This window comes from Streptomyces sp. NPDC028308 (genome assembly GCF_055565855.1).
This window is the reverse complement of record NZ_JBVHTO010000001.1, coordinates 668748-688723: the sequence shown is the minus strand read 5'-3', so window position 1 is coordinate 688723 and position 19976 is coordinate 668748. Positions and strand designations below refer to the sequence as shown.

The following is a 19976-nucleotide window of genomic DNA, read 5'->3' as shown; positions in this document are numbered from 1 at the left end:
AGTGGCCGCGGCCCTGCTGGCGAACGTCCTGTACAGCACCGGATTCGTCCTGGAGAAGCGGGCGCTCGCCGCGCTGCCGGAGGTGAACATCCGCCGCCCCGCCCGCCTGCTGCGCCTGGTCGTCGGCTCTCCCCTGTGGATCGGCGGCTCGCTGTCCCTGGCCGCCGGGTTCGGGGCGCAGCTCGCCGTCTACCGCACGCTGCCGATCGCCGCCGCGCAGGGCATCTTCGTCTCCGGTCTGGTGCTGCTGGTGCTGCTGTCGGCCCGGCTGCTCGGCGAGGAGACGACCGGGCGGGAGCGGTACGCGCTCGGCGCGATCCTCGCCGCGCTGCTGATGGTGGTGCTGTCGCTGAGCGAGGGCTCCGACTCGGTGGGCCGCGGCGCCCCGGCCCCGCTGATCCTGCTGGTGTGCGTGCCCTCGCTGGCGGCGGGGCTGTGGCTGTACGGCTCCGCCGAGCGCCGGGCCCGCCACCGGCACCGCATGCCGACCACCGGAGTGGAGTACGGCGTCGCGGTGGGCCTGCTGTACGGCGTCAGCTCGCTGGCGATCAAGGGCGTGTCGAGCTACCTGACCACGAGCGGGCTGGGCTCGGCGGCCCTCGGCCTGCTGCGCTCGCCGTACCCGTATCTCCTCATGTTCACCGGTGTGTTCGGCCTGGTCATGTCGCAGGCGGCGCTCCAGCGCTGCCGGGCCTCGCTGATCGTGCCGGTCTGCACGACCGTGACGTGCCTGTTCACCGCGGTGCTCGGGACCCTGGCGTTCGGCGAGGCGCTGCCGCACGAACCGGTGCGGCTCGCCCTGCGGATCGCCGGGACCGCGCTCGCGGTCTCCGTCCTGCTGGTCATGCCCAAGCACGACACCGCTCCCCAACCCATCTCCGGCGCCAAGGAGTTGACCCCATGAACCCGGACGACCCGCTGCTCAGGATCCTGGCCTGCCCGCTCGACAAGGGGCCGCTGCACCTGCTCGTCCCCGACCAGTCGAAGGCCGCGGCGGAGGAGGCGCTCTACAACCCGCGGCTGCGCCGCCGCTACCCGATCGTCGACGGCATCCCGCAGCTGCTCCCGTCCTCCGGGGAGCAGGTCACCGAGGACGAGCACGAGGACCTGCTCGGGCGGATGGCGCCATGACCACGCTGGCCGCCCGTCTCGCGCCCTTCCTGCCGGTGCGGCTGGTCGCCGCGGGCGCCCGGCTGGTCTACCCGCGCTTCGAGCCCGAACTGGCGCGCCTGGCCGAGCTGTGCCCGGCGGACTGCGAGACCGCGGTCGACGTCGGCGGCTGGTACGGGCCCTGGACCCGGCTGCTGTCCCGCCGGGCCCGCCGCGTGGTGACCGTGGAACCGGTCCCGCACCTCGCCCGGCTGGTGTCCTCGGCGGGCTTCCCCGGCGTCCGCGTGATCACCGCCGCCGCCTCCGACCGGACCGGCACGGCCCGGCTGTGGCTGCCCGCGGGCGACCCCGGCGACCGGGGCGTGTCCTCGCTGGTCCGCCGGGACATCCACGCCCGCGCCGTCGAGGTCCCCTGCGTCACCCTGGACAGCCTGGAGCTGCGCGGTGTCGGCTTCGTGAAGATCGACGTGGACGGCAACGAACTGGCGGTCCTGCGCGGCGCCGACACCCTGCTGGCCCGCGACCGCCCGGCCCTCTTCGTCGAGCTGGAGTCCCGCATCCAGCCGGTCGCCCCGGTCGTCTCGCACCTCGCCGAGCGGGGGTACGCGGGCTGGGTGCTGCCCGGCGACACCTGGCGCCCGCTCGCCGGCTTCCCCCTGGAGGAGCACCAGGCCCGCACCGCGCACGTGGTCTCCCGCGGCCTGCTGCGCCGGGTGCTGCCGTGGCGCGGCCCCCGGTACGTGAACTCGGTGCTGTTCCTGCCGGACGGCCGCCGTCCGGGCGGGGACCGCGTACGCGAGGATGGGCCGCATGCCGGCCAGAAGACCCGCCACCCCGTTCACCCCACTCGACTTCCAGCTGGTCCTGCTGCGCCGCATGGCCGACCACAACCCTGACCTGGTCGAGGACGCCCGGCACGAGCTGGGCGCCTCCCTGGCGGACATGCGCGAGGCCAACCGCCGCTGGCAGGCGATGCTGCGCTCGCCGCGCTCCCGGGGAGCCGCCGCCCGCTACCGCTCCGTCCTCGGCACCCCGGAGTCCGTCGAGGAGCGCCGGATCGGCGACCTGGACTGCGAGGCCCTGCTCTGGCCCGTCCCGCTCTGGCCGGACCTGCGCTTCGAGGTGCTGCTCGCCCCGAACGGCGTGGCCTGGAACGAGTGGCTGGTCCGGGCCCCGGGCGCCGCGGGCCCCGCGCTGCGCACGCTGGACGACCTGCGCCCCTGGTCCTGCACGGTCGACGAGGCGGCCCGCGCCTTCGCCCCGGTCCGTCCGCTGGAGGGCAGCGCGCCGACCCGCTGGGGGCTCGCGTTCACGGCACGGGACGGATCGGGCGTGCCGCGGGCGTGCGCCGCCGAGTTCACCTGGGGGCTGCTCCAGCGGGTGGCGGTCAGCGAGCGGCCCGGATGACGGCCTCCGCGACGACGTGCAGGGACTCCGGGTGCAGCCAGAGGAACAGGTTCGGCTCGACAAGTTCGAGTTCCATGACCCGCGGCTCGCCGTCGTCGCCGTCGACCAGGTCGACCCGGGCGTAGAGCAGCTCGGGGGCGGCGCCCTCCCCGCCCGCGGCGGCCGCGACGGCGTCCGGGACGGCGGCCAGCGCCCGCTCGGCCACGAGGAGTTCGGCGGGCGTCACCTCCCAGTCCTGGAGCTGCGGGTGCGGCACCTTGACCCCGTCGTAGGGCGTCCCGGGCTCCAGGACGGCGCCCTTGCGGCTGGCGTGCAGGAAGCGCCCGCCGAAGAACTGGAGCGCCCGCTCCCCGGCGGCGTCGATGTTCCGCAGGTAGGGCTGCACCATCGCCGTCAGGCCCTCGGCGTGCATCCGCGCGAGCTGCCGGGCGGCCGTCTCCCGTTCCGCGGGGGTGTAGCGGGCGGCGAAGCGGGCGCCCGCGCCGGCGGTGGGCTTCACCACGAACTCGTGGTCCTCGGGGAGTTCGGCGTCCTCGCCCGGGGCGACGTAGCGGGTCGGGACCACCGGGACCCCGGCCGCCGCGAGGTCCCCGAGGTAGCGCTTGTCGGTGTTCCACCGCACCACGTCCGCCGGGTTGGCGAGCCGGGTCAGCTTCCCGCACAGCTCGGCCCACGCCACGAACTCGGCCACCCGCCAGCTGTAGTCCCAGGTGGACCGGATCAGGACGAGGTCGAAGGCCGCCCAGTCGACCTCCGGGTCGTCCCAGTGGGCGACGACGGCGTGCGCGCCGGCGTCCTCCAGAGCCTCCTTCAGGGCCGGCAGGTCCCGGTCGGCGTTGCCGTTCTCGCCGGGCCGGTAGGTGACGAGTGCGACGCGGGCACGGACTGTGGTGCGGGCCACGGTGGCTCCATCCTCAAGTGTTCCGGCGGTCCAGCCGCAGGCTAACAAGCGTCCTGGCAGCGCAGACAGCGGATGTCCCCCGGCGTCCCGGGCGGCCGGTCAGGAGGCGGGGACGTGGGCCGGCACGGCGCTCGCGCGGTCCCGGACCGCGCGGATGTCGGCGGTTCTGCGCAGGGTCCGGGAGACGGCCTCGATCTCCTCCAGGAGGTCCTCGACGTCCGGGCTGCCGAGGGAGCGGGCGGCGGCGTCGGCACGGCACTTCCTCCGGGTGTCGACGGCATCCTGGACCGTCACCACGTGGGCGAGCAGCCGGGCGTCCCGCTCGCCGAAACCCTGGCCCAGCGCCGCGTCGTGGGCACGGCGGCGCAGGTCCTCGTCGAGGTAGCGGGCGAGGTGGAGCAGCTCGTCCCGGATGAACGTCTCGCGGCGCGTCAGGCGCAGTTCGGGCGCGGCACGCAGCTTGAACGCCACCCGCCCGTCCGTGACGGTGCGCATCAGCCGGTACAGCGGCCGCAGCCGCCAGTGGCTGAGCCGGGTGCGTGTACGGCGCTGGAGGTACTGGCCGGTGTGCGGCAGGACGAAGCCGACCGCGATGAGGACGGCGGAGACGCAGGCGACGGGAGGTGCCAGGTCGGTGCTCAGCCAGTCCAGGTCGTGGCCGGTCCAGCGGGCGAGGACGGCGGAGAGTTTCGCGCCGTCGTAGAGGAGGTTCATGGCGTATCCGACGCCCATGAACCGCAGGCCGCCGCGCAGCCACGGGCCGAGTCCGCCGGTGCGGATCCAGTTCCAGATCACCCGGGACGTGACGAGGCAGGCGGCGGTGTGCGCGAGGAGGTAGAGCAGGATCTCCTCGCGCATGAAGGCCGTTCTGGCGTAGTACGTGTCCAGGTCGCGCACCCGCTCGTCGGGGACGTCGGCGAGCGCGAACAGCGCCCACAGCGCGACGATGACGCCCGTGTAGAGGGCGAGGACCCACCGGGTGGCGCGGCGGGTCCTCGGGGAGTGCTCGGACAGCCCGTTGCGCCAGGCGATGACCAGCAGCAGGCAGGAGCCGCAGAACGCGGTGAGCAGCGTGTAGACCACCGGCGCCGAGATGTTGGGCACGCCGGTGACGCGGTTGGTCCAGGCGATGGTGTCGGGTGCGGCGAAGACGAAGACGGCGCAGGCGAGCAGCAGCAGGCCGCCGACGGCGCGCAGCAGCGGGTCCTGCCAGAGCTTGATGATGCCGGGCAGCCTGATCGCGAGGGCGACCGCGAGGACCGCCAGCGGTATCCAGAACGAGATGTACATCCCGTCGAGGAGGCCGGCGGGTTTCACCGCTGTCCGCTCCTCGGGTCGCGGTAGCCCAGCGACGCCTGGATGGCCCGGCCGACGGGGTCGGCGGGGCCCTCGGCGCCGGGACCGGTCACCCAGGACCGGAAGGCGCTGGCGAGGTGCAGGCCGAACTCCTCGGCCTCCGCCTCCTCGGCCTCGTGGGAGCCGTTGCGGGCGGCGACGGTCAGCGCGATCCCGGGCCAGGTCGGGGTGCCGGGCAGGGCCCGTACGCCGGCTGCACCGGACGGTCCGGGGCCGGGGCCGCCGGACAGGGCGCGCGCGGCCTCGGCGGCGCCGACCACGTGGTGGTCGCGGTGCCCCTCCTTCAGGTGCCACAACTCGTGCCCGAGGATGACCAGTTGCTGCACGGTCTCGGCACGTTCCTCGACGATGACGAGGTCGAAGTCCTGGAACTGGAGCCAGAGTCCGGTGACCTCCATCTCGTCGGGGAAGCGCTCGAAGCGCAGTTCGACGGGACGGCCGTCGCGCCGCCTGCTCATCTCCGCGCACAGGGCGCGGGCCAGTTCGCGCACGTCGACCGGCGGATCGAGCCGGCCGCGCAGCGCGCGGGTCAGCTCGGCGGCGAGCGCGCGCATCTCGGAGTCGGCCCTCGGCGGGAGCAGCGCCGCGACCGCGTCCGCCGCCCGCCGTACGCGGGCGGTGAACGCCCCTCTCCCACGGGGGAGTTTCACCGTCGCCTCTCCTCACGGTCCGGCCGCCCGTCGGGCACGGGCAGGGCCGCCCGGCCGCCCGGCTCCGGCGTCCCGGCGGTAGAGGGCAGGGACTCACTCACTCATGGACTCCCGGCAGTTGACCCGTCAAGTGTCGCTGAAGGCCGAGACTACGGGCCCCGCCCGGCCCGCGCCATGCCTCCCGGACGACTGGGCCCCGGACACGGCCGGAACCGCACGGGGCGGCGGCCGGTGGCCGCCGTGGCGCCGGAGACCCGTCGCGGGACGGCCGGCCGGCCCGCCCGTGCCCGGGTGGCGCGATCGCTGCCCCGGTCGGGGCGGGACGGCCGCGGAGCGGGCACGATCGCGTCATGGCGATCTCAGGAACGGACGCGTACGACCACTTCGCGGAGCCTCTGCCCCCGCTCGTCGGGCGGGCCGTCGCCGCCGCGCGGCGCCACGGCTTCACGCACTCGTGCCGGCCCGAACAGGGGCGGCTGCTCCAGCTGCTGGCGGGCGGCGCCCGGTACCGGATCGGCGAGACGGGCACGGGGTGCGGTGTCGGGATGGCATGGCTGGCGTCGGGGGCGCGGGAGGGCGTCGAGCTGATCAGTGTGGAACGGGACGCCGGGCGGGCGCGGGTGGCCGCCGAGGTGTTCGCCGACCGGCCCGACGTGCGGATCGTGCACGGCGCGTGGCAGCGGATCGGCGAGCACGGCCCGTACGACCTGCTGGTGCTGGACGGCGGCGGCCACGGCAAGGGGCACGACGACGGCACGGCCGGGCTGTTCCCGCTGCTCTCCCCCGGCGGCACGATCGTGGTGGACGACTTCACGCCGGCCACCAGCTGGCCGCCCCTGCACCAGGGCGTCCTGGACCGGGCCCGGCTGCACTGGCTGAACCATCCGCTGCTGCACGCGACCGAGGTGCGGCTGGCCGCGGACCTGTGCACGGTGGTCGGCACCCGCAGACCGCCGGCCGCCGACCGGCTGCACGCGCTGGAACGCGGCCAGATCTGCCGGGGTGTGGTCACCCACACGCCCCGCTTCGGCGTGTTCGTCGACCTCGACGGCATCGAGGGGTTCGTCCGCGTCCCCGAACTCACCTGGCGGCACGTCGACTCCGTGGACGACGTGGTCCGGGTCGGCCAGGAGGTCACCGCGCAGGTGCTGGACATCGACGCGGAGCGCCAGCAGGTGCAGCTCTCCCTCAAGGCGCTCCAGCCGGACCCGATGGCCGCGCTCGGCCGGGACGGGCTCGGCCGGGTGGTGCGCGGGACCGTCACCCAGGTCGCCCCCTTCGGGGTGTTCGTACGGGTCGCCGACGGGCTCCAGGGGCTGGTGCACAAGGACGCGCTCGCCACCCTGCCCTCCCCGCCCCGGCCGGGCGACGAGCTGACCGTCGAGATCGTCGGCATCAACCTCGTACTGCGGCGGATCTCCCTGGCGTTGGTGTAGGAACAAGAACGAAGACAAACCCAGACGAGCCCAGACGAGCCCTGCGACCTAGGAGTACGCCGCGTGTCCTCCCTCTTTCCGGCCCTGACGGGCGGCTCGGCCGCCGCGCGGCCCGCGCTGCGCTTCGGCGACCGCTCCCTGACGTACGCGGAACTCGCCTCGGCGGCCGGTGCCCTGGCCCCGCGGCTCCGTGACGCCGGCCGGGTCGCCGTGTGGGCGACGCCCGCGCTGGAGACCGCCGTCGCCGTCGTGGCCGCGCTCCAGGCCGGTGTGCCCGTCGTACCGCTCAACCCGAGGTCGGGCGAGGGCGAGCTGGGGCACATCCTGGCCGACAGCTCCCCCTCGCTGGTGCTGGCCGCCGCGGGCGACCGGCTGCCGCCCGCGCTGGACGCCCTGGCGCGTACCGACGTCGACGCGCACGCGACGGGACCGGCCGCGGAGACCGCCGGCGCGGACCCCGCCGCGCCCGCCCTCGTCGTCTACACCTCCGGCACCACCGGGCCGCCCAAGGGCGCCGTGATCCCGCGCCGCGCGGTCTCCTCGACGCTGGACGCGCTGGCCGACGCCTGGGGGTGGACCGGCGACGACGTGCTGGTGCACGGGCTGCCGCTGTTCCACGTGCACGGGCTGATCCTGGGCGTCCTCGGACCGCTGCGGCGCGGTGGTGCCGTGCGGCACCTGGGCCGGTTCAGCACGGAGGGCGTGGCGCGCGAGCTGGCCGACGGCGCGACGATGCTGTTCGGGGTGCCGACGATGTACCACCGGATCGCGGAGGCGCTCCCGGGCGATCCCGGCCTCGCCGCGGCGCTCGGCGGGGCGCGGCTGCTGGTGTCCGGCTCGGCCGCGCTGCCCGTGCACGACCACGAGCGGATCGCGGCGGCCACCGGGCGCCGGGTGGTCGAGCGGTACGGCATGACGGAGACGCTGATGATCACGAGTGTGCGGGCGGACGGCGAGGCCCGCGCGGGGACGGTCGGGGTGCCGCTGCCGGGCGTCGACGTGCGCCTCGTCGAGGAGGACGGCACCGTCATCGGCGGGTACGACACCGACGGGACGCCGGTGGGCTCGACGGACGGGGAGCGGGTCGGCGAGATCCAGGTGCGCGGGCCGAACCTCTTCAGCGGCTACCTGAACCGGCCCGACGCGGACGCGGCCGCGTTCACCGGGGACGGCTGGTTCCGCACCGGTGACGTGGCGGTGCGCGACGGCGACGGGTACGTGCGCATCGTCGGCCGCAAGGCCACCGACCTGATCAAGAGCGGCGGTTACAAGATCGGGGCGGGCGAGATCGAGAACGCGCTGCTGGAGCATCCGGCGGTGCGGGAGGCCGCCGTCACGGGTGAGCCGGACGCCGATCTGGGCGAGCGGATCGTGGCCTGGGTGGTGCCGCAGGAACCGGCGGGGCCCGCTCTCGGCACCGAACTCGCCGACCACGTGGCGGCGCGGCTCGCCCCGCACAAGCGTCCGCGCACGGTGCGCTTCCTGGAGTCGCTGCCCCGCAACGACATGGGCAAGATCATGAAGCGGGCGCTGCGGCATGACTGACCGTCACTCGGCCCGCGAGGCCCTCGCCCTGGCCACGGCTGGCGCCGTCTTCACCGAACTCCCCGTCCCCGAGGGCGAGTCGGAGCCCGACGGTCCCCTGGACTGGCAGGGCTACGGCGCCGCGCGCGACCGGGCCGCGCTGCGCACCGGCGAGACGGAGTCCGTCGTGTGCGGGCGGGCGTCCGTCGGCGGCACCGCCGCCGTGCTCGTCGCCTTCGAGTTCGGGTACCTGGGCGGCTCGCTCGGCGAACGGACCGGCGACCGGCTGGAGGCCGCGTACACCTACGCCCGCGAGCACCGCCTGCCCGTCGTCTCGCTCGTCGCGACGGGCGGCAGCCGGATGCAGGAGGGCATGCTCGCCCTCACCCAACTCCAGCGGGTGGCACGGCAGTCGGCGCTCACCCGGGAGGCCGGGCTGCCGCAGATCGCGGTGCTGCGCGATCCGACGACGGGCGGCGGCTGGGCGACGCTGGGCGCGGGCGCCGACGTGATCCTCGCGCTGCCCGGCGCCCAGGTCGGCTTCGCGGGCTCCCGGGTGCGTCCGCCCGACGCGGACCCGGCGGCGTACACGGCCGAGGCGCAGCTGGCGTCGGGCGCGGTCGACGCGGTCGTACGGCCCGAGGACCTGAGCGGGACGCTGGCGCTGTACCTGGCGCTGCTGACCGCGCCGTCCGCCGAGCCCGCGCCGCCTCCGCCGTCCCCGGGGCCGCCCGCCGGTCTCCCCGCCACCGGCTGGGACGCCGTCCTGCGTGCCCGCTCCCCCGAACGGCCGCGCGCCGACGCCTACTTGAGCACCTACTTCAGCCGGCGGGCGCCGATCCGCGGCGACCGTTGCGGCGGCACGGACGACGGGATGCTGTGCGGCTTCGGCGAGCACGCGGGGCGGACCGTCGCGTACGCCGCCCAGTGCGGGACGGCCACCCGTCCCGCCGGGTACCGCACCGCCGCCCGGCTGATCCGTCTGGCGGACCGGCTCGGCATCCCCGTCCTGACGCTCGTGGACACGCCAGGCGCCGCCAACGACGCGGACGCCGAACGGCAGGGCGCGGGCGCCGCGATCGCCGACGTGTTCGCCGCGGTCGCCGGAGCCCGCGTCCCGATCACCACGGTCGTCGTCGGCGAGGGGGGTTCCGGGGGCGCCCTCGCCCTCGCCGCCCCGGGCAACACCTGGGCGGCGCCGGACAGTTACTTCTCGGTCATCGCGCCGGAGCTCGCCGCCGCGATCCTCAAGCGTCCCGCGGACCGCGTGCGCGCGACGGCCGACCAGCTGCGCGTACGCCCCCAGGACCTGGTCGCCCTGGGGGTCGTCCGCGGCGTGACCGGGCCGGGGGCTACCGCACCCCCACCGCCCGGATGATCTCCTGGCGCACCGAGCCGCCCCGGTCGTCGTCCGCCGACGCGCGCAGCGAGACGTACCGGGCGTCGCGGGGCACGGTCAGCGTCCCCCGCCAGGACGCGCCGTCCCCGGAGAGGCGGACCGTCCGCCACGTCTTCCCGTCGTCGTAGGACACGTCGAGCCGCCCGCCGCCGAGGGTCCCGGTGCCGGCGGCGTGGGCGACGTACTCGGCGGACAGCCCGACCGGCACCCGGGCGCCGCCGCGGACATCGCCCGCGAGGTCGGTGCCGATGTCGTAGCCGAGGTTGATCAGAGGCAGCAGGGTCCAGTGGTCCTCGGGGGTGGCGGCCGACCTCAGGGTCCACTCGGAGCGGCTCCGCACCGACAGCCGCCAGCGGTCGGGGTCGAGGGCGGTGTCGGTGACGACCCGGTAGGTGTGCTCGTCGGCGGGCGCGTCCCAGACGTACGCGCCGGAGCCGGTCCGCCGGTCGACGAGGACGCCGTCCTGGTGGACCTCGGTGGTCTGGGTCATGCCGCTGCCCTCGCTCCACACGTCGCCGAAGCCGGTGTGGTCGGGGCCCGAGTCGCCCCAGCCCGGGGTGTTGAACTGGATCTGGTTGCCGGCGCGCTGCTGGCCCCAGCCGAGTCCGGTGCCGAGCCACGGGTGCCAGACGGGCCTGAACCAGTCGAGCGCGGTGCGCGTCCCGCCCCGGTACCGGAGCACTCCGCTGCGCTCCTCCAGCGCGCCGTCCGCCATCGTCACCGACTCGTGCCACTGCTGGCCGGGGCCGGTGGAGACGTGATCCGTCCGCTCGGCCGGGTAGTCGATCCGCTCCAGGAAGCCGATGCCGACGGGGAAGGCGTCGGTGAGCGAGTACCGGAACTCGCCGCCGCCGACCGGCTCCGACGCGTGGAACCGGGTGTCCAGGACGGCGAGTTCACGCCGATCCGGCGCGTACGTCAGGTCCCCGCGCGGGACGGCGCCGCGGTGGCCCTCGGAGAGGTCGTACACGTACGGGGTGTTGCGCGTGCCGGTCATGTCGACGCGGCGGGCCGCGCGCAGCCGTGCCGCGTCGGCCGTGTTCACGGTGGCGATCTGCAGCGGCCGGTCCGCGTTGTCGTCCGTGCCGAACCAGGCCATGAGCCGTCCCGGCGCGTCGTCCGTCACGAAGAGTGCCTCGGCTCCGGCGTCCTGGGCGGCCTGGGCGAGCGCGGCGGGCTCGGTGCCGGCGGGCAGCCGCGCGAGGACGGCCCTGCCGCGGACGCCGGTGAGGGCGCCGCCCGTGAAGGTCCCGGCGTCGACGAGCGGCAGCGTGCTGTGGCCCTCGGCCAGGGTGCCGCCGGACTGGACGACGGCCTCGCCGATCCCCTTGACCTGGAGCAGTGGTTTGCCGAGCCGCCACACGGTCCGGTACTCGAAGGTCCCCTCGGTGACCTTCGAGGTGGGCGCGGCGAAGACGCTGTCGTACGCGAGGGGCACCTGCACGGCGCCGAACAGGTCGGAGCCGCCGGCGTCGCGGTCGTACTCCATGAGGAGCTGCCGCGTCTCGGTGCGCCGGCCGACCTCGGCGTCGATCTCCTGGAGCGTCCGTCCGTCCAGGGTGACCTCGCGGTCGCGGTCGAGGACGATCTCGGGTGCGGCGAGGAAGCCGAGGCCCAGGGAGTCGCGGCCGTGTCCGCCGCGCACGTCGAGGAAGGAGGTCACGCTGTACGTGCCCGGTACCAGCCGCAGTCGCAGCGTCCCGGAGTCGCCGACCGCCGCCGGGAACGGTTCCGCGTCCCGGGCGAGCCGCTGCACGGTCAGGCCGGCGGCCGCGGCGGCTCCGTCGCGGTCCTTGACGTGCACGGTGAGCGTGTACCGCTCCTCCTCCTTGACCAGCCCGAACGCGGTGTGCGCGACCGGCTTCCCGTCGGCGCTGGCCACGATCCGCCCGGAGGTGTTCCCCACCGGTGCCTTCGCCCCGTCGCCGGTGACGGTGGTGGCGGCGGTGCCGTGCGCGGGCACGGTGAGCCGGTCGTCGGCGAGCGTGACCGCGCCGTCCGGGGCGCCCTGCGCGGCGAGACTCAACTCGATCGGCGCATCGGAGGAGTTCGTGTAGGTGAGCGTCCTCGTCACGGGCTTGTCCGTGTCGTAGGGCCAGCGGTGGTAGCCGAGGTCGGCGCTGCCGGTGGCGGTGATCCGCGCGTTCACCGCGTCCGGCACGTCCACCCGGCCCGCCCCCAGTACGTAGGCGGACGCGTCGAGCGGCGTGGACGTCGACATCAGCGCGTCCTTGAGCCGGGCGCCGGTCCAGTCGGGGTGCGCCTCGGCGAGGAGCGCGGCGACACCGGCGACGTGCGGGGTCGCCATCGACGTACCGCTCATGGAGGTGTAGGGGCCGCTGCCCTCGGCGAGGGAGGAGCGGGCGGCGAGGATGCCGACACCCGGCGCGGACAGGTCCGGCTTGAGCGCGTTGTCCCCGGAGCGGGGGCCCGCGCTGGTGAAGTACGCGGCCTCGTCGGCGGAGTCGACCGCGCCGACGGTCAGCGCGGAGTCGGCGGCGCCGGGCGAGCCGATCGACGACGGGGCGCCGGTGTTGCCCGCGGCGACGACGAAGAGCGCGCCGGTCTCCGCGGAGAGGGCGTCCACCGCCGCGGCCATCGGGTCGGTGCCGTCGCTCGGCTCGGCCGACCCGAGGCTCATCGACACCACGTCGGCGCCCACGTCCCGCGCCGCCCACTCCATGCCGGCGATGATCTGCGACTCGCTGCCGGAGCCCTGGTCGCTCAGCACCTTCCCCACGGCGAGGGTGGCGTCCGGCGCCACGCCCCGCTCCTTGCCCTCCGAGGCGGCGCCGCTGCCGCCGACGGTCGACGTGACGTGCGTGCCGTGCCCGTTGCGGTCGGCGACCTCCTCCCCGTCGATGAAGCTGCGGGTGGCGGCGACCCGTCCGGCCAGGTCGGGGTGGCCGGTGTCGACGCCCGTGTCGAGGACGGCGACGGTCACGCCCTTGCCCGTCAGCCCGGCCTCCCAGGCCTCCGGCGTGCCGATCTGGGCGTTGCTCTCGGCCATGTCGGCCGTGACCCGCCCGTCGAGCCACACCTTGCCGACGCCGTCCTGCCGGGTCAGCGACCGCCACAGGCTCCGCCCCTTGCCGGCGTCGACGGCGACCGCGCGGATGCTGGGAAGGGCGCGGGTCCGCTCGGCGCCGCGCGGGGTCACCGCCCGCGTGCCCTTGTCGTACGTCACGATCAGCGGCAGCTCGTCGGTCCTGCCGTCGCCCAGCCCCTGCCGTATCAGCCCGCTGACGTCGAACAGCCGCCGGTCGAGCGTGCCCGCCCGCAGATACGGCAGCGCCTCGTCCGGCACGACGGTGACGGCGCCGTCCGCGACCTCGGTCCGCACGGCGCCTGTTGCGCCCCGCGGCCGTTCGACGGTGACGGTCTTCCGGCCGCCCGCCAGGTCCGTGACGGTGACCTCGTCCCCGGTGATCAGGGTGACGGTGCGGGAGGTGTCCGCGGCGCGCGCGGCGGGGGCGCCGGCCGCGGTCCCGGCGGTCGCGGGTCCCGCGGGCAGCAGCGCGCACACGAGTCCGGCCGACAGCAGCGTCGCCCCGCGTCTGGCTCTTCCTCTGGTCATGGAAGCCTCTCTGGCTCTTCTCGCCGACGGCGCCGGCGGCACGCGTCGCGGACGGGGTGGTGGCCGCGCGCTGCGAAGAGTGTCGGGGCCCTTGTGTTACGGGGAAGTCGACGCGGCCTGGCGGGAAGCTGCCCTGGCGGCTTCCCGCCAGGGCAGCCGCGGCGACCGCGGCGGGACCATCGCCGCGCACCGTCCGAAACCACCCGTCCGGCCGCACCCCGCCCGGCCCACCCCAGCAGGCGACGCCCCGTCAGGTCCCGCACGATGCGAATGAGGACCGCTGTCCGGCGGAGTCTCACGGTCTGTGCTCTCGGGAGGAACCGCCATGACCGGCAGTCTGGATCAGCTGCGCCGCTGTCACTTCGCCGTCGACCTGGGGGCGGCACGGACCCGTGTGTACGTGAAGGGGGCCGGGCTCGTCGTCGACCAGCCGAGCGCGGCCGCCATCAACACGAAGACCGGCGCCCTGATCGCGGTCGGCGAGTTCGCCGAGCGGATGACGGGCCGTACCCCCGACTACATCCGCGTGGTGCGGCCGGTGTCCGGCGGCACCGTCGTCGACATCGAGATGGCCCAGCGCATGCTGCGCCAGCTGCTCGGCGACAAGGTCCGCCGCGCGCTGCGCCGCAAGCCGCGGCTGCGGGCCGCCGCCTGCACCCCGCACGACGCCGACCCGCTCGCCCAGCGCGCGGCGATCGAGACGCTGGTCGGGCTGGGCGCACGGCGGGTGGAGCTGGTCGACACGCTCATCGCCGCCGCCGTCGGCTGCGGTCTGCCCGTCGAGCAGCCCGAGGCCACCATGGTCATGGTCTGCGGGGCCGCCGCCACCCAGGTCGCGGTGCTCTCGCTCGGCTCGATCGTCACCGCCGAGCGCATCCCGGTGGGCGGCGAGGCCGTCGACCACGCGATCGTCCAGCACCTGCGCCACCAGCACGAACTGATGCTGCCGAGCCAGTCCGTACGCCCGCTTCAGCTGGCCCTCTCCGGGAACGGGCTCACCCCGCACGGACCCGCCGTCACCGAGATCCACGGACGGGACGTCGCCACCGGCCTCGCCCGCTCCGTGCAGGTCGACACCGCCGCCGTGCGCGACGCCATCCAGACCCCGCTGACCGCCGTGCTCGACGGCATCGGCAAGGTGCTGCGCGACTGCCCGCCCGACCTGGTCGCCGACCTCGCCGACCGCGGGATCATGATGGTCGGCGGCAGCGCCCTGCTCCCCGGACTCGACCAGATGCTGCGGCAGGCGACCGGTATGCCGGTGCACATCGCCGAGCGTCCCGACGTGTGCGCGGTCCAGGGCCTCGGCTACATGCTGGAGGGCCGGATCGAGCCCCTGGTCCTGGATCCGCTGGCGGGCTGACGTGCGGCGATGACCGACCCCGTCCCCCGCCTCCCGTCCCTGCTGGAGGCGGTCCTGAGCGTCGGGACCGACCTGGAGCTGCGGGCCACGCTCCAGCACATCGTCGACGGCGCGGCGGAGCTGACGGGTGCCCGGTGCGCGGCGCTCGCCATGGTCGACCCGAAGCACGAGGGGCTGATGGAGATCCGCACGGCGGGCCTGTCCGCGACCGACCGCACCCCGGTCGGCCGCACGGACGACTTCCTGGGGGTCTCCATCCGCGTGGACGACGAGGTGTTCGGCAACCTCTACCTGGTCGACAAGCCCCAGGGCCCCTTCACGGACGAGGACGAGCAGCTGCTGCGCGTCCTGGCCACCCAGGCCGGCATCGCGATCGGCAACGCCCGGCTGTACGAGACGGCCCGGCAGCGCGAGCGGTGGATCGAGGGCGCGGCGGCCGTCACGAACGCGCTGCTGACCGGCGAGGCCGCGGCCGACGCCCTGATGACGGTCGCCGAGCGGGCCCGGATCCTCGCGGACGCCTCCGCCGGCGTCATCCTGCAGCCCACCGACGAGGGCGGCATGGAGATCGTCACCGCCTCCACGCTCGACGACCCCGGGGACATCGTCGGCACCGTGATCGAGCCGGGCAGCCCGGTCCTCGAACAACTCCTCGGCGGGCAGCCGGTGTTCGTGGAGGACTCCGCCACGGACCCCCGGATGACGACGCACGTGCGCCACCGGTTCGGGCCGAGCATGCTGCTCCCGCTCCAGACCGCGGGCCGGCTCATCGGCACCCTCGCCCTGCCCCGGCACCGCGGCGCCCGCCCGTACACGCCGGTGGAGCGACTGCTCGCCACCCAGTTCGCCTCCCAGGCGGCGGTGGCGCTCGTCCTCGCCGACGCCCGTCAGCACCGGGAGCGGCTCGCCGTCCTGGAGGACCGCGACCGGATCGCCCGCGACCTGCACGACCTGGTCGTCCAGCGGCTGTTCGCGACGGGCATGATGCTGGAGTCCACCCAGCGCCGTACCGGGGGCGAGGACGTGTACGACATGCTCGGCCGGGCCGTGGACGAGCTCCAGTCCACCGTCCAGGAGGTCCGTACGGCGATCTTCGCGCTGCAGCAGCCGCCCGCCGACGCCCCCACCACCTTCCGCGGCAAGGTCCTGCGGGAGACGGCCGGGACCGCCGCGCTCCTCGGCTTCCAGCCGTCGGCGCGCTTCACCGGGGCCGTCGAGAGCCGGATCACCGAACCCGTCGCCGGTCATCTGCTCGCCGCCCTGCGCCGCGCGCTGGCCGCCGCGTCCCGGCGCCCCGGGGTCCGCCGGGTGGAGGTGACGGTCGACGCGACGGCGGTGCTGCCGGACGGCCGGCCGGGCGTACGGCTGACGGTGTATGACGACGGGTCGGCGGAGGCGGGCGCAGCGGGCACGACGAAGACGTGGCAGTCGCCCCTGTGAGCTGCCCGTGCGCCTCGAACACCCGTCGCCCGGCCGGATTCCCGACGCTAGTGTGGAAGGGACGGCCTCGACTGCGAAGGTGGTTCTCGTGACCAGGATCGGCGTCACCGGGCACCGAGGGATTCCCGCCGCCGCACTGCCGTCCGTCCGCGCCGGCATCGGAGCCGAACTCCGCGGCTGCGCGGGCACCGAGGCCCTGAGCAGCCTCGCGGCCGGCGCCGACCAGCTCTTCGCGGAACTCGCCCTCGACCACGGCATCCCGGTCACCGCGGTGATCCCGGGCATGGACTACGAGGCCCATCTCGGCGGCGACGAGGTGCGGGCCGCCTACCAGCGCCTGCTGAAGGCGTGCTCTTCCCGGGTGAAACTGCCCCCGGAGCCGACGCACGAGGAGGCGTACTACGCGGCCGGCCGCTGGATCGTCGACCACGCGGACCGGCTGGTCGCCGTCTGGGACGGCCGCCCGGCGCGGGGCCTCGGCGGCACCGCCGACGTGGTGCGGTACGCGCGCCGCAACGGCGTTCCCGTGCGCGTGCTGTGGCGCCCCGGGGTGGTCAGGCACTAGCGGGCGCCGCGGACCCGGGGGCGCGCACGGCTCCCCGGGCGTCCTCCACGAGCCGTCCCTGCCGCGCCGTCAACTGCCGAAGCGCACCAGCCAGTCCGTGTGCTGCGGGCTCACCAGCCGCTCCGCCTCCGCGACCGCCTCCGCCCAGCCGTCCTCGGTGACCGTCGTCGCCATCCCGATCCGCGCGGTCTCCAGGTCCTGCTCTATCAGCGAGTGCGCGTACGTCAGAGGGCGGTGCCGGCGGACCTCCTGCCAGGCCACGCCGCCCGCCGCCGCCGCGCTCAGCACACCGGTGAGGTCCCAGTCGCCCAGCGCCCCCATCGCCCGCAGCACCGCCGCGAAGAGCGCCAGCAGCGTCAGTACGGCCGTGACGGTCGACCAGCGGGCGGCGGCCCGCCGGGCCTGGGCGGCGCTGTTGCCGTACCAGACGAGCTGCTCCAGGACCCGGTCGCGCAGATAGAAGTCCCGGCGCACCTCGAACGGCTTGGCCCGCACCGCCCGCATGGCGGGGGTGATCTGGCCGGCGCCGAGCCCGGCGGCGGAACGCTCGTCCTCCCAGCCCACCTTGCGCAACTCCCGCAGCCGGTCGGTCAGCCGTTCCGTGAACATGCCGTCCGGGTCGGCGAGTCCGGTGCGGAACGGGCCGCCGTGCACCATGTACTGCCAGGCGAGCGACTTCACGGTCTCGGCGACCGCCCGGTGTGCCTGCCAGTGCGCACGCGCGCGCCGCCGGGAGGCGTGGACGCCGATGACGATGGTCAGGGCGTAGAGGACGGCGGCGAGCGCGGCGACGGCGTGGTCGTCCACGTGCTCCGCGAGGGTGGCGGCGCAGGTGGCGAGCAGCAGGACGACCAGCTGGGCCCGGACGGCGAGGAACGATTCACTCTGCCGGCTCAACGCCTGCCGGTCACTCTCGTGGAACAGCGGAGGCAGGTCACCCGCGCTCAAGGTGGTGCTCGGTACGGGAGTCCCGTCCCCCATCGCCGCCCCCCCGGTGGTAAAAGGTGTGAGCCGACATCGTCGCGCCGAACGCGGGGCTGGACCAGTACTCTCTCGGCGAAAGACCCGCGCCCTCCCGACAGCCCTCGCCGCCACCCAATACCCGTGCCAGCAAACGGAGTTGGGAATTCACGACCGCCTGCGCCCGACGGTCTCCGGCGCTCCCGAGAACGGCCCGCGACAGCTGCCGGGACCCGGGAAACGAGGTGCTCAGGCGCCGTGCGCGGGGTCCCGGTCGCGGCCCCCGCCGACGGCCCCCGCGAGCGGGATCGCGGCCGTTCCCCGCCCGGCCTCCGCCCGGGCCGGCCGCCTCCCCCGGACGTCTCCGGGGACCCGGCGCACGCAGGCGGACCGACATCTTTCGGCCGTGTGCCTCCACTCTCCGAAGGGAACCCGGCGGGCACGACCCGCCGCGGGGCACCCTCTTGACGGGGCATCGCCCGCTCCGTAGCGTCACGCCCGTACGCACATGTGATCGGCATTCACATCCAGGGACGAGTACGCGCACGAGGGCGAGGGCGAGACCGATGACCATGTTCCAGCGACGTGTGGTGGTGTCCGGCGGAGGCACCGGGATCGGCCTGGCGACTGCGGAGCTGTTCGCCGCGGACGGGGACCGGGTGGTGCTCCTCGGGCGCCGCGAGGACGTGCTGCGCAAGGCGGCGGAGAAGCTCAACGACTGCCACGGCGCCGCCACGGCGACCTGGTACGCGGCCGACCTCTCCGACCCGGAGCAGGTGGCCGCCGCGACCGAGTTCATCGCCACGGACGAGACCCCGGTCGACGTCGTGGTCGCCAACGCGGGCGGCAACGTGGCCCCCACGAACGACGGCACCCTCGCCTCCATCGCCGACAGCTACCGCCGCAACTTCGACGCCAACGTCCTGACGGCCGTCCTGCTCACCGAGGCGCTCCTGCCCCACCTGCGCCGTCCCGGCGGCCGCATCGTGCAGGTCTCCTCGATCGCCTCCCTGCGCGGCCCGGGCTCCTACGGCGGCTCCAAGGGCTGGATCAACACGTACACGTACGACCTCGCCCGGCGCCTCGGCCCCGAGGGGATCACCGCGAACGCGGTCGCCCCCGGCTTCGTCGGCGACACGGAGTTCTTCGGCGACCGCGCCACTCCGGAGTTCGTCGCGGCCCGCGTCTCGGAGTCCCTCACCGGCGAACCCGGCCGCCCCGCGGAGATCGCCGCGGCCATCCGCTACGTCAGCTCCCCCGAGGCGGGCTACATGACCGGGCAGCTGCTGCACATCAACGGCGGCGCGGCGCTGGGCCGCTAGGGGCACCCGGCCGCGGCCCCGGCAGGACGGACCCCGGAGACGACGAAAGCCCCTCGTACGACGAGGGGCTGACGGTACCGTCCCGGGCTGAAACGTTCCTGCGGGAGGACGCCTTGGTGGGGCGGGTGGGACTCGAACCCACGGCCGACGGATTATGAGTCCGCTGCTCTAACCGGCTGAGCTACCGCCCCATTACGGCGCGTCGCGCACATTTGTGCGCGCCGTCTGCCGCAGCATAGCCGCTCATACGATCTCCTGCTTCGGATGGTCGGCTTCGCATGACCTTGAGGACCACGGCGCGCGGCGCACGGTTCCCGCGGACATGAAAAAGGACCCCTGAGGGGCCCTCTTCCACTGCTCTCCCGACTGGACTCGAACCAGTAACCTGCCGGTTAACAGCCGGCTGCTCTGCCAATTGAGCTACAGGAGACCGAGCTCCCCCGACTGGACTCGAACCAGTAACCTGCCGGTTAACAGCCGGCTGCTCTGCCAATTGAGCTACGGAGGAATGTCTCGTTGCATCGAACGCACCTACCTGGGTATTCGCCAGGGGGCGCGCGTTCGCTGCGACACATACATTAGCGCAAGCAGGGGGGTGCTCCGCCAATCGGTACTCCGCTGCGACCGATGCCGACGCAAGGGAAGGGTGGCTGCCATGCGCTACCGGCTCATGTTCATCACCGGACTGGCTCTGGGTTACGTGCTGGGCACGAGGGCCGGTCGTGAGCGCTACGAGCAGTTGAGGAAGAGCGCCCGACAAGTGGCGCAGAACCCGGCGGTGCGCAACACCGCCGAGAGTGCCGCCCAGCAGGGGCGGCAGATCGCGGGCAAGGCGTACCACGTGGTCAGCGAGAAGGTGGGCGACCGCGTCCCCGACTCCGTGGCGGACCGCGTGCGGTCCCTGCGGGAGCGGAACGCCGGCCCCGGCGAGGACGACTGGGGCACCACGAACACCTGAGGTCACAC

The 19976-nt window shown here is 74.7% G+C and carries 17 protein-coding genes and 3 tRNA genes; 12 read left to right on the top strand and 8 right to left on the bottom strand.

Going from position 1 to position 19976, the window contains the following annotated elements:
- Position 1 precedes the first annotated feature (1 nt).
- Genes ACZ4VA_RS02865 through ACZ4VA_RS02850 form a run of 4 tightly spaced genes read left to right on the top strand, consistent with a single transcriptional unit; the run spans position 2 to position 2517 of the window.
- The gene (locus tag ACZ4VA_RS02865) at positions 2 to 904 is read left to right on the top strand and encodes a hypothetical protein (RefSeq protein WP_355785330.1); all 903 of its coding nucleotides are present in this window, start codon (positions 2 to 4) and stop codon (positions 902 to 904) included.
- Positions 901 to 1131: a Trm112 family protein gene (locus tag ACZ4VA_RS02860; protein ID WP_355785323.1), complete on the top strand. Its 231-nt coding sequence runs from the start codon at positions 901 to 903 to the stop codon at positions 1129 to 1131. Before ACZ4VA_RS02865 ends, ACZ4VA_RS02860 begins: the two co-directional genes overlap by 4 nt.
- The gene (locus ACZ4VA_RS02855) at positions 1128 to 2006 is read left to right on the top strand and encodes an FkbM family methyltransferase (protein WP_468079404.1); all 879 of its coding nucleotides are present in this window, start codon (positions 1128 to 1130) and stop codon (positions 2004 to 2006) included. Before ACZ4VA_RS02860 ends, ACZ4VA_RS02855 begins: the two co-directional genes overlap by 4 nt.
- Entirely contained in the window at positions 1912 to 2517 is a 606-nt protein-coding gene (locus ACZ4VA_RS02850; protein ID WP_389389482.1) for a hypothetical protein, read from the top strand. Before ACZ4VA_RS02855 ends, ACZ4VA_RS02850 begins: the two co-directional genes overlap by 95 nt.
- On the opposite strand, the gene ACZ4VA_RS02845 is transcribed toward ACZ4VA_RS02850, so the two are convergent.
- The 3 genes from ACZ4VA_RS02845 to ACZ4VA_RS02835 all read right to left on the bottom strand — a co-directional run bounded on the left by ACZ4VA_RS02845 (position 2498) and on the right by ACZ4VA_RS02835 (position 5424).
- A complete protein-coding gene (locus ACZ4VA_RS02845; RefSeq protein ID WP_355785314.1) occupies positions 2498 to 3418 on the bottom strand; it encodes an ATP-grasp domain-containing protein in 921 nt (306 codons plus the stop codon). The two genes, ACZ4VA_RS02850 and ACZ4VA_RS02845, sit on opposite strands and share 20 nt — an antisense overlap.
- A 99-nt stretch (positions 3419 to 3517) precedes the next feature.
- A complete protein-coding gene (locus ACZ4VA_RS02840; RefSeq protein ID WP_356237774.1) occupies positions 3518 to 4708 on the bottom strand; it encodes an MAB_1171c family putative transporter in 1191 nt (396 codons plus the stop codon).
- Between the two features lie 23 nt (positions 4709 to 4731).
- On the bottom strand, positions 4732 to 5424 hold the full coding sequence (locus ACZ4VA_RS02835) for a toxin-antitoxin system, toxin component (protein ID WP_468079401.1): 693 nt from the start codon (positions 5422 to 5424) through the stop codon (positions 4732 to 4734).
- Between the two features lie 350 nt (positions 5425 to 5774).
- Between ACZ4VA_RS02835 and ACZ4VA_RS02830 the strand changes: the two genes are divergently transcribed.
- The 3 genes from ACZ4VA_RS02830 (at position 5775) to ACZ4VA_RS02820 (ending at position 9762) form a co-directional block, all read left to right on the top strand.
- Entirely contained in the window at positions 5775 to 6860 is a 1086-nt protein-coding gene (locus ACZ4VA_RS02830) for a S1 RNA-binding domain-containing protein (RefSeq protein ID WP_356168381.1), read from the top strand.
- Positions 6861 to 6923: 63 nt separating this feature from the next.
- The gene (locus ACZ4VA_RS02825; RefSeq protein ID WP_388903671.1) at positions 6924 to 8405 is read left to right on the top strand and encodes an acyl-CoA synthetase; all 1482 of its coding nucleotides are present in this window, start codon (positions 6924 to 6926) and stop codon (positions 8403 to 8405) included.
- Complete coding sequence (locus ACZ4VA_RS02820; protein WP_468079398.1) at positions 8398 to 9762, top strand: carboxyl transferase domain-containing protein; 1365 nt, start codon at positions 8398 to 8400, stop codon at positions 9760 to 9762. Before ACZ4VA_RS02825 ends, ACZ4VA_RS02820 begins: the two co-directional genes overlap by 8 nt.
- Here ACZ4VA_RS02820 and ACZ4VA_RS02815 read toward each other — a convergent pair.
- Positions 9737 to 13360, bottom strand: coding sequence for a S8 family serine peptidase (locus ACZ4VA_RS02815; RefSeq protein ID WP_468079396.1), 3624 nt, complete (start codon positions 13358 to 13360; stop codon positions 9737 to 9739). The genes ACZ4VA_RS02820 and ACZ4VA_RS02815 overlap by 26 nt on opposite strands.
- Before the next feature lie 325 nt (positions 13361 to 13685).
- Here ACZ4VA_RS02815 and ACZ4VA_RS02810 point away from each other — a divergent pair, with 325 nt between their 5' ends.
- The 3 genes from ACZ4VA_RS02810 to ACZ4VA_RS02800 all read left to right on the top strand — a co-directional run bounded on the left by ACZ4VA_RS02810 (position 13686) and on the right by ACZ4VA_RS02800 (position 16728).
- Positions 13686 to 14723 carry a rod shape-determining protein gene (locus tag ACZ4VA_RS02810; RefSeq protein ID WP_356168392.1) on the top strand — a complete coding sequence of 346 codons (1038 nt, stop codon included), beginning with the start codon at positions 13686 to 13688 and terminating at the stop codon, positions 14721 to 14723.
- Positions 14724 to 14732: 9 nt separating this feature from the next.
- Positions 14733 to 16163, top strand: coding sequence for a GAF domain-containing protein (locus ACZ4VA_RS02805; RefSeq protein ID WP_355786488.1), 1431 nt, complete (start codon positions 14733 to 14735; stop codon positions 16161 to 16163).
- 88 nt (positions 16164 to 16251) lie between these two features.
- On the top strand, positions 16252 to 16728 hold the full coding sequence (locus tag ACZ4VA_RS02800; protein ID WP_356168396.1) for a hypothetical protein: 477 nt from the start codon (positions 16252 to 16254) through the stop codon (positions 16726 to 16728).
- Between the two features lie 69 nt (positions 16729 to 16797).
- Here ACZ4VA_RS02800 and ACZ4VA_RS02795 read toward each other — a convergent pair whose 3' ends face one another.
- The gene (locus ACZ4VA_RS02795; protein WP_388903678.1) at positions 16798 to 17709 is read right to left on the bottom strand and encodes a DUF4231 domain-containing protein; all 912 of its coding nucleotides are present in this window, start codon (positions 17707 to 17709) and stop codon (positions 16798 to 16800) included.
- A 551-nt stretch (positions 17710 to 18260) separates the two neighbouring features.
- Here ACZ4VA_RS02795 and ACZ4VA_RS02790 point away from each other — a divergent pair.
- Positions 18261 to 19010 (top strand): SDR family NAD(P)-dependent oxidoreductase, encoded by a 750-nt coding sequence (locus ACZ4VA_RS02790; protein WP_356168402.1) that lies wholly within the window; start codon positions 18261 to 18263, stop codon positions 19008 to 19010.
- 114 nt (positions 19011 to 19124) lie between these two features.
- Here ACZ4VA_RS02790 and ACZ4VA_RS02785 read toward each other — a convergent pair.
- The 3 genes from ACZ4VA_RS02785 to ACZ4VA_RS02775 all read right to left on the bottom strand — a co-directional run bounded on the left by ACZ4VA_RS02785 (position 19125) and on the right by ACZ4VA_RS02775 (position 19518).
- A tRNA-Ile gene (locus ACZ4VA_RS02785) sits at positions 19125 to 19201 on the bottom strand.
- A 166-nt stretch (positions 19202 to 19367) separates the two neighbouring features.
- A tRNA-Asn gene (locus ACZ4VA_RS02780) sits at positions 19368 to 19440 on the bottom strand.
- 5 nt (positions 19441 to 19445) lie between these two features.
- Positions 19446 to 19518: transfer RNA gene (locus tag ACZ4VA_RS02775), tRNA-Asn, on the bottom strand.
- 147 nt (positions 19519 to 19665) lie between these two features.
- Between ACZ4VA_RS02775 and ACZ4VA_RS02770 the strand changes: the two genes are divergently transcribed.
- A complete protein-coding gene (locus ACZ4VA_RS02770) occupies positions 19666 to 19968 on the top strand; it encodes a YtxH domain-containing protein (protein WP_355785439.1) in 303 nt (100 codons plus the stop codon).
- The last annotated feature ends 8 nt before the right edge of the window (positions 19969 to 19976 follow it).